The following is a 12,128-nucleotide window of genomic DNA, read 5'->3' as shown; positions in this document are numbered from 1 at the left end:
ACCGACCTGCTCGGGGGTCTGCGGCTGCCGCGCACGGTGGCGTGAGCCCGCGCACGGACGGGGCACGGGTACGGGAACGGGTGTGGGCCCGGATCACCAGGGGTGATCCGGGCCCACAGTCGTACGGGCGCCGAGAAGGCGTCAGCTCTGCGCCGCGGAGTCGCCCGCGCCGGCCGACGTCGCGGCATCGGCGGACGCCGGGGCCTGCCCGGACCCGGCGCGCTCGCGCATCTTGCGCAGCAGTTCCTGCTTCTGTTCGTCCGCGGTCCTGCGGTCGGCGTTGCGCGCACTGCCCGCGCCCTGCTGATCGGCGCGGGACAGCTTCTTGCGCTGTCCGCCGACACCGAGAAGGTTGTTGCGGCTCTTGGCCACGGGGTTCTCCCATTCGTGGTGAGACGTCGTGTGACGTGAGGTCGTGAGCGACCTGGAATCGATCCGGTGGGCGGCGGGTGGTGGGCCCGCCGCGCTCTCACTCGTAGATCTGGAAGAAGGAAGACATGCGGGAACCGTACCCCGGCCGCACCGGGTGCGGCACCCGGTTTTCGGCCTGCCCGCGCGAAGCACACGGAACCCGCCCCGTCGCAGCTGCGGCACTGGCCGGCGGCGGGGTCGGATGGTGCCCAGTGTGCAACGAAGCCCCCGGTTCCGTACGAGGAACCGGGGGCTTCGCGGTGGAACCGTGATGCGTCAGCAGCCGAGCAGACGGGCGCCGAGGTACGCCTGGATCTGGTCCAGCGAGACGCGCTCCTGCTTCATGGTGTCGCGCTCGCGCACCGTGACCGCGTTGTCGTCGAGGGTGTCGAAGTCGACGGTGACGCAGAACGGCGTACCGATCTCGTCCTGGCGGCGGTAGCGGCGACCGATGGCGCCGGCGTCGTCGAACTCGATGTTCCAGTTCTTCCGCAGGTCGGTCGCGAGGCCCTTGGCCTTCGGCGACAGCTGCGGGTTGCGGGACAGCGGCAGCACCGCGACCTTGACCGGCGCGAGGCGCGGGTCGAGGCGCATCACGGTGCGCTTCTCCATGACGCCCTTGGCGTTGGGCGCCTCGTCCTCGATGTAGGCGTCGAGGAGGAAGGCGAGCATCGAACGGCCGACACCGGCCGCGGGCTCGATGACGTACGGAGTCCAGCGCTCGCCGGCCTCCTGGTCGAAGAACGACAGGTCCGTGCCGGAAGCGGCGGAGTGGGCCTTGAGGTCGTAGTCCGTGCGGTTGGCGACGCCCTCCAGCTCGCCCCACTCGCTGCCGCCGAAGCGGAAGCGGTACTCGATGTCAGCGGTGCGCTTGGAGTAGTGGGAGAGCTTCTCCCTCGGGTGCTCGAACCACCGCATGTTCTCCTCGCGCAGGCCCAGGTCCGTGTACCAGTTCCAGCGCTGCTCCATCCAGTACTCGTGCCACTGCTCGTCCTCGCCCGGCTTGACGAAGAACTCCATCTCCATCTGCTCGAACTCGCGGGTGCGGAAGATGAAGTTGCCCGGAGTGATCTCGTTCCGGAAGGACTTGCCCATCTGCGCGATACCGAACGGCGGCTTCTTGCGCGAGGTCTGCTGCACCTGACCGAAGTTGGTGAAGATGCCCTGCGCGGTCTCGGGGCGCAGGTAGGCGACCGAGCCGGAGTCCTGGGTCGGGCCGAGGTGCGTGGAGAGCAGACCCGAGAACTGCTTGGGCTCGGTGAAGGTGCCCTTGTTGCCGCAGTTGGGGCAGTTGAGGTCGGCGAGGCCGTTGACGGGCGGCTTGCCGTGCTTCTCCTCGTACGCCTCTTCCAGGTGGTCCGCGCGGAAGCGCTTGTGACAGGAGGTGCACTCGGTCAGCGGGTCGGTGAACGTGGCGACGTGGCCGGAGGCGACCCACACTTCGGGGGCCAGGACGACCGACGAGTCGAGACCGACCACGTCCTCGCGCGAAGTGACCATGTAGCGCCACCACTGGCGCTTGAGGTTCTCCTTCATCTCCACGCCCAGCGGCCCGTAGTCCCAGGCGGCCTTCTGGCCACCGTAGATCTCACTGCAGGGGTAAACGAAGCCACGGCGCTTGCTCAGGCTGACGATGGAGTCGATCTTGTCGGCGGCCACGGTGCTCTCTTCATTACGACGACGAAATTGGACAGGGGTGGCGCGAAGCGCCTCGGTGGGGGGTGGTGGTCGGGAGACGGGCGGGCGAATGCTTCAGATTACCGGCGGGCACGCCCTCCGGATCAAATCGGTGTGCGGACGGCTCACCCAGTGGGCACCCCCATCAGCCTTGTTGACAATCGTTTCCAATTTTGTTGAAAATGACTGTCATGAACATACGCCGCCTCATACCCACCGCTGCCGTCGCCGGCGCAGTCGCCCTCGGGCTCACGGCCCTCTCCGCCTGCTCCACGTCGGACGCCGCCGACCGCAAGCCCGGCGACAAGCTGAATGTGGTGGCGTCGTTCTATCCCATGCAGTTCCTTGCCGAGGAGATCGGCGGGACCCACGTCTCGGTCAGCACGCTGACCAAGCCGGGCGTCGAGCCGCATGACCTGGAGCTCAGTCCGCGGCAGATCGGCGGACTCGGCGACGCCGACTACATCCTCTACCTCAAGGGTATCCAGCCCGCCGTCGACGACGCGATCAAGCTGTCCGCGTCGACCCACAGCGTCGACGCGGCGAAGCTGACCACGCTGGAGGACCACGGCACCGAGACCGGCGGCGACGAGCACGGCCACGACCACAAGGGCGACGGCGCCGGGGCCGACCCGCACATCTGGCTGGACCCGGTGAAGTACGCCGAGGTCGCCAAGGGCGTCGGCGCGTCCCTGGAGAAGACCGACCCAGGCCACGCCGCGGACTACCGCAAGAACACGGACGCCCTGGTCAAGAAGCTCGACGCGCTGAACACGGCGTACGAGACGGGCCTGAGGAACACCGCCACCAAGACGTTCATCACCACCCACTCCGCCTTCGGCTACCTCGCCGAGCGCTATGGCCTGGTCCAGGAGGGCATCGCCGGCATCGACCCCGAGGCCGAGCCCAGCCCCGCCCGGATCCAGGAGATCCACACCATCGCGGAGAAGAGCAAGGCCACCACGGTCTTCTTCGAGACCCTCGCCAGTGACAAGACCGCGAAGACCGTCGCGGCGGACACCGGCCTGAGGACCGGCGTCCTCGACCCGCTCGAGGGAATCACGGACAAGTCCAAGGGCGACAACTACTTCGAGGTCATGCAGTCCAACCTCGCCGCCCTCCAGAAGGCGCTCGGTGCGAAGTGACCCTCGTAACACCCGCCACAGCAGCATCGGAGGCGCTCATGCCCGAGCCCGAGAGCACCCAGCCCGACGCCGTGATAGCCCTGCGCGGAGCCACCGCGACCCTCGGCGCGCGGCCCGTGCTGCGCGGCATCGACCTCACCGTGCACCGCGGCGAGGTCGCCGCGCTGCTCGGCGCCAACGGCTCCGGCAAGTCCACCGCCGTCCGGTCCGTCATCGGCCAGGTCCCGCTCACCGGCGGCTCGGTCGAGCTGTTCGGCACCCCCCTGCGCCGCTTCCGCAGCTGGGCACGGATCGGCTACGTACCGCAGCGCACCACGGCGGCCGGCGGAGTTCCCGCCACCATCCGCGAGGTCGTCTCCGCCGGGCGGCTGTCCCGTACGAAGCTGGGGCTGCTCCGCAAGGCGGACCGGGCCGCCGTCGACCACGCCATCGCGCTCGTCGGCCTCGCCGACCGGGCCGGGGACTCGGTGAGCGCCCTCTCCGGCGGTCAGCACCAGCGGGTGCTGATCGCCCGGGCACTCGCCGCCGAGCCCGAGCTGCTGATCATGGACGAGCCGATGGCCGGCGTCGACCTGGCCAGCCAGGAGATCCTCGCCGAGACGCTGCGCGAGCAGGTGACGGCCGGCACCACCGTGCTGCTCGTCCTGCACGAGCTGGGCCCGCTGGAACCCCTCATCGACCGCGCGATCGTCCTCCGCGACGGCTGTGTGATGCATGACGGGCCGCCCCCGAAGGCCGTCGGCCAGCACGCGCTGCCCGGCCACGACCACGTACACCCCCATGCGGCTTCCGAGCCCGTCCGGACGGGACTGCTGACCTGATCATGGAATTTCTCCAGCCCCCCTTCATGCAGCGGGCCCTGCTCGCCGCCGTACTGGTCGGCGTCATCGCCCCCGCCGTCGGCATCTACCTCGTGCAGCGCCGCCAGGCCCTGATGGGCGACGGCATCGGCCACATCGCGATGACCGGTGTCGGTCTCGGCTTCCTGCTCTCCACCAGCCCGGTCTGGATGGCCACGGCCGTCGCCGTCGTCGGCTCGATCGTCATGGAACTGGTCCGCTGGTACGGACGCACGCGCGGCGACATCGCGCTGGCCATGCTCTTCTACGGCGGTATGGCGGGCGGTGTGCTGCTGATCAACCTCTCCGACACCGGCTCCAACGCCAACCTCACCTCGTACCTCTTCGGCTCCCTCTCCACGGTCTCGTCCGAGGACATCACCGCGATCTGCCTGCTCGCCGCCTTCGTGCTGCTGGTGACGCTGGGGCTGCGGCGACAGCTGTTCGCGGTCAGTCAGGACGAGGAGTTCGCGCGGGTCACCGGACTGCCGGTACGCGCACTCAATCTGCTGATCGCGGTCACGGCGGCGGTGACCGTCACCGTGGCGATGCGGGTCGTCGGTCTGCTGCTGGTCAGTGCGCTGATGGTGGTCCCGGTCGCCGCGGCGCAGCAGATCTCGAAGTCCTTCAAGGTGACGTTCGTGCTGTCCGTCGTCATCGGTACGGCGGTCACCCTGGCCGGCACCGTGACCTCCTACTACCAGGACGTACCGCCCGGGGCGACCATCGTGCTGCTGGCCATCGGCGTCTTCGTCGTGCTGACCCTGCTCGCCACGCCGCTGGCCAGAAGGCGCGCCCGCAGCAGCGATGCGGTCTCGGCGGAGTGCACCCTGGAAGAGGAGACTCAGGAAGTACCGGCTGCCCGCCCGGCCACGAACGGCGTCCGGGTCTGACCCCGGCGCCCGGGCGGGCTGGCACAATGGCCCGACACATGTACGGGCGACACGAGGAGGCACCTGTGGCGACGGCGCCGATCAGTGGAACGAACGCAGCCCCGGTACGCGGCCGGTCGACCCGGCAGCGGGCCGCGGTGGCGGCGGCGCTCGACGAGGTGGACGAGTTCCGCAGCGCCCAGGAGCTGCACGACGTACTCAAGCACCGCGGTGACTCGGTCGGGCTGACCACCGTCTACCGCACCCTGCAGTCCCTCGCCGACGCGGGCGAGGTGGACGTTCTGCGCACGACGGACGGTGAGTCCGTCTACCGGCGGTGCTCCACCGGCGAGCACCACCACCATCTGGTGTGCCGGGTCTGCGGCAAGGCGGTCGAGGTCGAGGGTCCCGCGGTGGAGCAGTGGGCGGAGACGATCGCCTCGCAGCACGGGTTCGTGAATGTGGCGCACACGGTGGAGGTCTTCGGTACGTGTGCGGAGTGCGCGACGGCGACGGGGTGACCCTCCGGGGGCTGCGCCCCCGGGTTCCCGCTCCTCCATTCCGGCAGGGTCAGGCCGTCGGTTCGGTCTTTTCCGCCGCCTCCACCGCGCCGCCGAAACGCCGGTCGCGCTGGGCGTACTCCAGGCAGGCCCGCCACAGGTCACGGCGGTCGAAGTCCGGCCACAACACATCCTGGAAGACCATCTCGGCGTACGCGCTCTGCCAGATCAGGTAGTTGGAGGTGCGCTGCTCGCCGCTGGGGCGGACGAAGAGGTCCACGTCCGGCATGTCCGGGTAGTAGATGTATTTCGCGAAGGTCTTCTCGTTGACCTTCGCGGGGTCCAGCTTTCCGGCCGCGACGTCCTCCGCGATGCGCTGCGCGGCGTCGGCGATCTCGGCCCGGCCGCCGTAGTTGACGCAGAAGTACAGCGTCATCCTGTCGTTGTCCTTGGTCTGCTCCTGGGCGACCTGGAGCTCCTGGACGACGGACTTCCACAGCTTCGGCATCCGGCCCACCCAGCGGATGCGGATGCCCAGTTCGTCCATCTCGTCGCGGCGGCGGCGGATGACGTCCCGGTTGAAGTTCATCAGGAACTTCACTTCCTCCGGGGAGCGCTTCCAGTTCTCGGTGGAGAAGGCGTACAGAGAGAGGTTCTTGACGCCCATCTCTATGCAGCCCTTGAGGACGTCCATGACGACGCCCTCGCCGACCTTGTGGCCCTCGGTGCGCGGGAGACCCCGCTCCTTGGCCCAGCGGCCGTTCCCGTCCATGACGACGGCGACGTGCTTGGGCACCAGTTCGCCGGGGATCTTCGGGGGCGTTGCCCCGGAGGGGTGCGGCTCGGGGGTCTTGTACGTACGCCTGTTACGGCCACCGAGGATCCCGCGTACTGCCATGAGCTGTCTCGTCTCCCTGTGCCTGTGTTACTTCTCTACGTATCGCAACGAGCGCAGTCCGCGCTCCAGATGCCAGTGCAGATAGGCGGACACCAGCCCGCTCCCCTCCCTGACATGCCGCGCCTCGCACGCGTCGGCCGTCTCCCAGTCACCGGTGAGCAGCGCGCTCAGCAGGGCGACGGCCTCAGCTGAGGGTACGACGCTGCCGGGCACCCGGCAGTCGCCGCATATGACGCCGCCCGCCGCGACGGAGAAAAACCGGTTCGGACCGGGCATTCCGCACCTCGCGCAGTCCTCGAAGCTGGGTGCGTAGCCGTTGACCGCGAGGGAACGCAGGAGGAAGGCGTCGAGGATCAGGTTCGGGGCGTGCTCCCCGCGGGCGAGGGTGCGGAGCCCTCCGACGAGCAGCAGGTACTGCTGGACCGCGGGCTCGCCCTCGTGGTCGGTGAAGCGCTCGGCGGTCTCCAGCATCGCGGTGCCCGCGGTGTACCGGGCGTAGTCGGTGACGATGCCGCCCCCGTACGGTGCGATGGTCTCGCTCTGGGTGCAGAGAGGCAGTCCGCGGCCGATCAGCTCGCTGCCGCGGGCGAAGAACTGCACGTCCACATGGGAGAACGGTTCGAGGCGGGCGCCGAACTTGGACTTTGTACGCCGCACCCCGCGTGCGACGGCCCGCACCCGGCCGTGGCCGCGGGTCAGGATCGTGATGATCCGGTCGGCCTCGCCCAGTTTCTGCGTGCGCAGCACCACGCCGTCGTCCCGGAACAAGCTCATGCGCCCATTGTCCTGTACGCAGCCGCCGGAGCGGGCCCGCCCCGGAAGACCGCCCGCGACGGGCGCCCCGGTTCAGACCGACCGGCAATTGGGGGGCGGTGTCAGCTTCCGTCGGCCGCACCGCCGGCCGGTACCGCGAGCCCCGACTCGTACGCCACGATGACCAGCTGCGCCCGGTCCCGGGCGCCCAGCTTGCCCATGATCCGGCTGACGTGGGTCTTGGCGGTGAGCGGGCTGAGGCCCAGGGTCTCGGCGATCTCGGTGTTGTTGAGTCCGCGCGCGACCAGGCCGAGCACCTGCCGTTCCCGGTCCGAGAGGCAGTCCGGACCGCTCGGGGCGCCCCGGAACGGCAGCCCGGGCCCGCGCAGCACACGGGAGATCAGCCGGGCGGTCGGGCCGGGCGAGAGCAGGGCCTCGCCCGCCGACACCGTTCTGATCGCCGCGAGGAGTTCGGCGGGCCTGGTGTCCTTGACCAGGAAGCCCGAGGCGCCCGCGCGCAGCGCCTCGACGACATGCTCGTCGGTGTCGTACGTGGTCAGGACCAGCACCTTCACCCCGGCGAGTTCCCCGTCGGCGGCGATCAGCCGGGTCGCCTCGATGCCGTCGAGCTCCGGCATGCGGATGTCCATGACGACGATGTCGGGCCGGTGCGTGCGGGCCAGGCCGACCGCTTCGAGGCCGGTGCCCGCCTGTGCCACGACCTCCATGTCGGACGCCGACTCGACGAGCATCGCGAACGCCGCCCGGACAAGGGTCTGGTCGTCGGCGAGCAGTACGCGGATCATGGCGCGGTCTCCCCCTCGTGGCAGGGCAGCACCGCCGCGACCTCGAAGCCCCCGGCCGGGCCCGGCCCGGCCGTCAGCGTGCCGCCGGTGCTGCGTGCGCGTTCGCGCATCCCGACTATGCCGAACCCGGGTGCCGGGCCGTTCGCCCGGGGTCCTGCGCCGTCGTCGGTGACCTTGACGCTCAGTGCGCCACGGCCGTCCGGTTCGACGGCCACCGTGATCCGTACCTCGGGTCCGGCATGGCGCAGCGCGTTGGTCAGCGACTCCTGCACGATCCGGTAAGCGGCCGCGCCGGTCGCCGGGGCCACCCTGCTGCCCGGTGTGCGGACAGCCAGGTCGACCCGGGCCCCGGCGGCCTCCGCGGCCCGCACGAGACCGGGCAGCGCCGCCAGGTCCGGCAGCGGTCCGTCCGCCTCGTGTCCGTCGCCGCGCAGCACCTGCAGGGTGGTGCGCAGTTCGGCGCGTGCCCCCCGGCAGGTGTCGGCGATGTCCTCCAGCGACTGGGCGACCGCCTGCCGGTCGAGCCGGTCCGGGTCGACGGTCAGGATGTGCGAGGCCACCGAGGTCTGGACGCCGATCAGGGTGATGCTGTGGGCCAGCAGGTCGTGCAGGTCGCGGGCGATCCGCAGCCGCTCCTCGGCGACCCGGCGCCGGGCCTCCTCCTCGCGGGTCCGTTCGGCGCGTTCGGCGCGCTCCAGCACGGAGGCGACGTACTGGCGGTAGATGCGCACATCGACGCCGCAGAACAGCACGGCGATGATCCACCCGGAGATCCGCAGCAGCTGCAGGCCTTCATGGGCGTTGATGGTGAGCACCACCGTCACCATGACGGAGAGCACACCGATCCCGGTCAGCAGCGTGCGCAGCGGCCGTCCGGTCACCGCCACCGTGTAGAGGGCGATCCAGGTCTGCGGCATCGGTGCCGCATGCGCGTTGTCGAGCGCGTGGTACGGCACCAGGACCGGAATCATGGCGAGCAGGGCGAGCAGTGGGCTGCGCCGTCGCCACACGATCGGTACGGCGCTCGCGATCAGCAGCACCCAGCCGAGCGCGTCCGGCGTCCGCGCCTGGTCGGTGGTGAGGGCGAGGACGGCGGAGAGCGCACCGGCGCCCCCCGCGACGAGGGCGTCGGTGCGCGTCTTGTGCGGTGCATGCAGGGGGTCGCGGTTGACGACCGCCAGGATGCGTTCGCGCCGGCGCGTGGATCGGGACACGCCGCCATCCTCCGGTACGCGCACGGGCACCGTCACGGGTTCCGTACGAGTTCGGGCTCGCGCGGCCCGGGGGCGGCGGGCGTCCGGCTGAGCTTCCCCGGCCACCAGATGGTGCGCTGGAGTGCCACGCTCGCCGAGGTCACCAGGTAGGTGCGGACGACGAAGGTGTCGAGGAGGACACCGACCGCGATGACGAAGCCCATCTCGACCAGGCTGACCATCGGCATGTTCGTCAGGACGGCGAAGGTGGCCGCGAGCACCAGTCCGGCCGAGGCGATCACACCGCCGGTGGTGCGCAGGGCGGTGAGTGCGGCTGCGGTCGGTTCGGCGCCGGAGAGCGCCTCCTCGCGGACCCGGTGCATCAGGAAGATGCCGTAGTCGACGCCGAGCGCCACCAGGAAGACGAAGGAGAGCAGCGGCAGTCCGGGATCGGCGCCCTTCAGTCCGAGGACCGGTTCGAAGACCAGGCCGCCGATGCCGAGGGCGGCGCCCCAGACGGCGACGACTGCGGCGACGAGCAGCAACGGGGCGACGAGGCTGCGCAGCAGCGCGATCAGGATCAGCAGGACGGAGAGGAGGACGAGCGGGACGACGATCTTCAGGTCCCGGGCGTCGGCCGTCTCCAGGTCCATCTGCTGGGCGCTGGGGCCGCCGACATGGCTGCCGTCCAGTCCGTCGCGCAGGGCCTTGATGGTGGCCTGTTCGCCCGCGGACTCGGGGGCGTCGGTGGCGGCGACGGAGAGTTCGGTCCAGCCGCCGCCGCTGCGGCCGCGTTCGACGGCGGCGACACCGTCGGTGTCGCGGGCTTTCGCCATGGTCTCGGCCACCCGGTCGGTGGGGGCGATCACGGTGATCGGCTGGGTGGACCGCTCGGGGTAGGCGGCGGCAAGTGTCTCCATCGCGGAGATCGAGTCCGGTTTGCTGGTGAAGGAGTCCTCCTGCTTCAGGTCTCCGGGCATGTTGAACGCGCCGAGCGCCAGCGCCCCCAGCAGCACACCGCCGCAGGCGAGTACGGCGACGGGCCGGCGTCCGGCCGAACTGCCCATCGCGGCGAACAGTGAACGCCGTCGCCCGGGCGTGCTGCCGTACGCGGGGACGAGCGGCCAGAACACCCGGCGGCCGAGCAGGACAAGGAGCGCGGGCAGCAGCGTCAGCATGGCGAGCAGCGCACAGAGCACGCCGACAGCGGCGATGGGGCCCATGCCGCGGCTGCTGGTGAGGTCGGCGGCGAGCAGGCACAGGAGGCCCGCGGCGACGGTGCCGGAGGAGGCGAGGACAGCGGGTCCGCAGCCGCGCAGGGCGGCGGCCATGGCGTCGTACGGCCGTGCGGCGCGGCTCAGTTCCTCGCGGTAGCGGGAGACGAGCAGCAGCGCGTAGTCGGTGCCCGCGCCGAAGACGAGGATGGTCATCACGGCGGAGCTCTGGCCGGTGACGGTGACGTCGAAGCCCCGGTTGAGGCCGTAGACGACGGCCATGGACAGCGCGTCGGCGACGCCCGCGACGACGAGCGGCACCAGCCACAGCAGCGGACTGCGGTAGATGACGATCAGCAGGATCGCCACGACGGCGACGGTCGTGTAGAGCAGCGGTCCGCCCAGCGACGTGTAGACCTCCTGGGAGTCGACGACCAGCGCCCCGGGGCCACCCACCTCGACGCTCAGCCCGCCGCCGCCCTTGGCGACGTCGCGCACCTCGTCGACGAACGCCTTCCTGGCCTCGTCGTCCTGGCCGGGCTCGGTCGAGGAGACGGGGTACATCAGCGTCGTACCGTCCTTGGCCGGGACGCCCCTGGGGGTGCCGGTCAGGGTGTGGCCGCCCGCGAGCGCGGCGGCCTGCCGGGCCGCCGTGGCCCGGTCGGCGGCGGTCAGACCGCCGTCGCGGTGGTAGACGAGGACGAGATCGGTGGACTCCCCGCCGGGCAGCGCGTCCTGGATCTTCGCCACCTGCGTGGAGTCGGCACTCGCCGGCAGGTAGTCGACGGCCCGGTTGGTCTGTACGTCGGCGAGCTTGCCCGCCAGCGGCCCGGCGAGCGCGATCACGGCGACCCAGAGCGCGAGGACCGCCCAGGGCAGCATGCGTCTTTGGCTACCCGCCCGGTGCGGTGTGCCGCTGTCTTCTGTTACGGCCCTCATCACGGGCCCCCCTTCGTCCGGTTGTCCGGTACGTGTCCAGACTCCCGGCCGCCGGGGGCCGATTCGTCGCGCTGGGGGCCGACTTCGCGGCTACTGCCGGGGTGGGCGAAGAGGCGCCCGTACTCCCGCGGGAGTACGGGCGCGGTGCGGAGCGGTGTATGTCACGAGGGGGTGCGCGCCGCCGCGGCGAGCAGCCGGGCCGTGTCCTGCGGGCAGAGCTGCAGCGCGGCGCCGACCGTGGTCAGCACCTCGCGCTCCGCCTGGCTGTACGGGCCGTCGGCGAGCGCGATCCTGGCGCCCTGCAGGAGGATCGATTCGCGTCCGCCGGGCGCCAGGTGCGGGGCGAGGGGTTCCAGCGCCTCGTGGAGCTCGATGGCGAGGGCGGCGCCGCACGCCTCGGCGGCGGCGTCGAACGCGGAGCCGTGTCCGATGTCGGCGGCGAGGACCTCGACGACGGTGGAGAGTTGGTCCTCGGTGCAGTCGTCGACCCCGGCGCCGCGCACGGTGGCCGCCGCCGTCTCCAACGCGGTGCGGGAGGCGGTGCCACCGGCGGCGAGGATGCCGAGCGCGACGATGTGGACGGCGTCCCGGAGCATCGCGGAGAACCGGGTGGTGGTGGGGTGGTCGAGCGCGTCGGTGCCGAAGTGGGTCCGGCAGGCGGCGCATTCGACGACGGGGCCCACGGTGCCGCGGCGCAGCAGTGGCACGCCGAGCACGGCGAAGCGGCGACGGCCGGTGAGACGGCGGTAGTTGCGGTCGCCGCCGCAGCCGGGGCAGAAGAACTCGCCGTCACCGACGGCGTCCCAGGTGGTGCGGATGCCGCAGATACGCAGCTTTATGGCGCGTTGTCCCAGGGCTGACCGCACTTCGCACACCTCCGT

12 protein-coding genes are annotated in these 12,128 nt (G+C 70.9%); 4 read left to right on the top strand and 8 right to left on the bottom strand.

Translation table 11 applies throughout. The features are described 5' to 3' along the window. Positions 1 to 141: 141 nt before the first annotated feature. Positions 142 to 372, bottom strand: a complete 231-nt coding sequence (locus tag OH809_RS29095) for a DUF6243 family protein (protein ID WP_406419249.1) — start codon at positions 370 to 372, stop codon at positions 142 to 144. Between the two features lie 315 nt (positions 373 to 687). Beyond that, positions 688 to 2,070, bottom strand: a complete 1,383-nt coding sequence (locus OH809_RS29090; protein WP_384136712.1) for a glycine--tRNA ligase — start codon at positions 2,068 to 2,070, stop codon at positions 688 to 690. Between the two features lie 209 nt (positions 2,071 to 2,279). On the opposite strand from OH809_RS29090, the gene OH809_RS29085 reads away from it, so the two are divergent. The 4 genes from OH809_RS29085 to OH809_RS29070 all read left to right on the top strand — a co-directional run bounded on the left by OH809_RS29085 (position 2,280) and on the right by OH809_RS29070 (position 5,465). Continuing rightward, a complete protein-coding gene (locus tag OH809_RS29085; RefSeq protein WP_406419251.1) occupies positions 2,280 to 3,233 on the top strand; it encodes a metal ABC transporter substrate-binding protein in 954 nt (317 codons plus the stop codon). 38 nt (positions 3,234 to 3,271) lie between these two features. Further along, entirely contained in the window at positions 3,272 to 4,054 is a 783-nt protein-coding gene (locus OH809_RS29080) for a metal ABC transporter ATP-binding protein (RefSeq protein WP_406419253.1), read from the top strand. Between the two features lie 2 nt (positions 4,055 to 4,056). After that, the gene (locus tag OH809_RS29075) at positions 4,057 to 4,965 is read left to right on the top strand and encodes a metal ABC transporter permease (RefSeq protein WP_406419254.1); all 909 of its coding nucleotides are present in this window, start codon (positions 4,057 to 4,059) and stop codon (positions 4,963 to 4,965) included. 65 nt (positions 4,966 to 5,030) lie between these two features. Next, a complete protein-coding gene (locus OH809_RS29070; protein ID WP_037698100.1) occupies positions 5,031 to 5,465 on the top strand; it encodes a transcriptional repressor in 435 nt (144 codons plus the stop codon). Between the two features lie 49 nt (positions 5,466 to 5,514). Here OH809_RS29070 and OH809_RS29065 read toward each other — a convergent pair whose 3' ends face one another. From OH809_RS29065 to OH809_RS29040, 6 genes are all read right to left on the bottom strand, one after another. Further along, a complete protein-coding gene (locus OH809_RS29065) occupies positions 5,515 to 6,342 on the bottom strand; it encodes an isoprenyl transferase (protein WP_406419256.1) in 828 nt (275 codons plus the stop codon). 27 nt (positions 6,343 to 6,369) lie between these two features. Then, complete coding sequence (gene recO, locus OH809_RS29060) at positions 6,370 to 7,116, bottom strand: DNA repair protein RecO (RefSeq protein ID WP_037698093.1); 747 nt, start codon at positions 7,114 to 7,116, stop codon at positions 6,370 to 6,372. Positions 7,117 to 7,217: 101 nt separating this feature from the next. Then, entirely contained in the window at positions 7,218 to 7,901 is a 684-nt protein-coding gene (locus OH809_RS29055) for a response regulator (RefSeq protein ID WP_406419258.1), read from the bottom strand. Beyond that, the gene (locus tag OH809_RS29050) at positions 7,898 to 9,115 is read right to left on the bottom strand and encodes a sensor histidine kinase (protein WP_406515836.1); all 1,218 of its coding nucleotides are present in this window, start codon (positions 9,113 to 9,115) and stop codon (positions 7,898 to 7,900) included. The genes OH809_RS29055 and OH809_RS29050 overlap by 4 nt, the downstream gene beginning before the upstream one ends. Before the next feature lie 32 nt (positions 9,116 to 9,147). Then, entirely contained in the window at positions 9,148 to 11,190 is a 2,043-nt protein-coding gene (locus OH809_RS29045) for an MMPL family transporter (RefSeq protein WP_406419262.1), read from the bottom strand. A gap of 218 nt (positions 11,191 to 11,408) precedes the next feature. Continuing rightward, a complete protein-coding gene (locus tag OH809_RS29040) occupies positions 11,409 to 12,113 on the bottom strand; it encodes a TerB family tellurite resistance protein (RefSeq protein WP_406419264.1) in 705 nt (234 codons plus the stop codon). Between the last annotated feature and the right edge of the window lie 15 nt (positions 12,114 to 12,128).

Source organism: Streptomyces sp. NBC_00873 (genome assembly GCF_045207415.1).
GTDB lineage: Bacteria > Actinomycetota > Actinomycetes > Streptomycetales > Streptomycetaceae > Streptomyces.
Note: the sequence above shows the minus strand (reverse complement) of the source record. Positions and strands in the feature narration are given on the sequence as shown.

What these genes read in the sequence shown, in the direction of transcription:
- OH809_RS29085 (WP_406419251.1), top strand. Translation starts at nt 2,280, where the DNA reads ATGAACATACGCCGCCTCATACCCACCGCTGCCGTCGCCGGCGCAGTC.
- OH809_RS29080 (WP_406419253.1), top strand. Translation starts at nt 3,272, where the DNA reads ATGCCCGAGCCCGAGAGCACCCAGCCCGACGCCGTGATAGCCCTGCGC.
- OH809_RS29075 (WP_406419254.1), top strand. Translation starts at nt 4,057, where the DNA reads ATGGAATTTCTCCAGCCCCCCTTCATGCAGCGGGCCCTGCTCGCCGCC.
- OH809_RS29065 (WP_406419256.1), bottom strand. Translation starts at nt 6,342, where the DNA reads ATGGCAGTACGCGGGATCCTCGGTGGCCGTAACAGGCGTACGTACAAG.
- recO (WP_037698093.1), bottom strand. Translation starts at nt 7,116, where the DNA reads ATGAGCTTGTTCCGGGACGACGGCGTGGTGCTGCGCACGCAGAAACTG.
- OH809_RS29055 (WP_406419258.1), bottom strand. Translation starts at nt 7,901, where the DNA reads ATGATCCGCGTACTGCTCGCCGACGACCAGACCCTTGTCCGGGCGGCG.
- OH809_RS29045 (WP_406419262.1), bottom strand. Translation starts at nt 11,190, where the DNA reads ATGCTGCCCTGGGCGGTCCTCGCGCTCTGGGTCGCCGTGATCGCGCTC.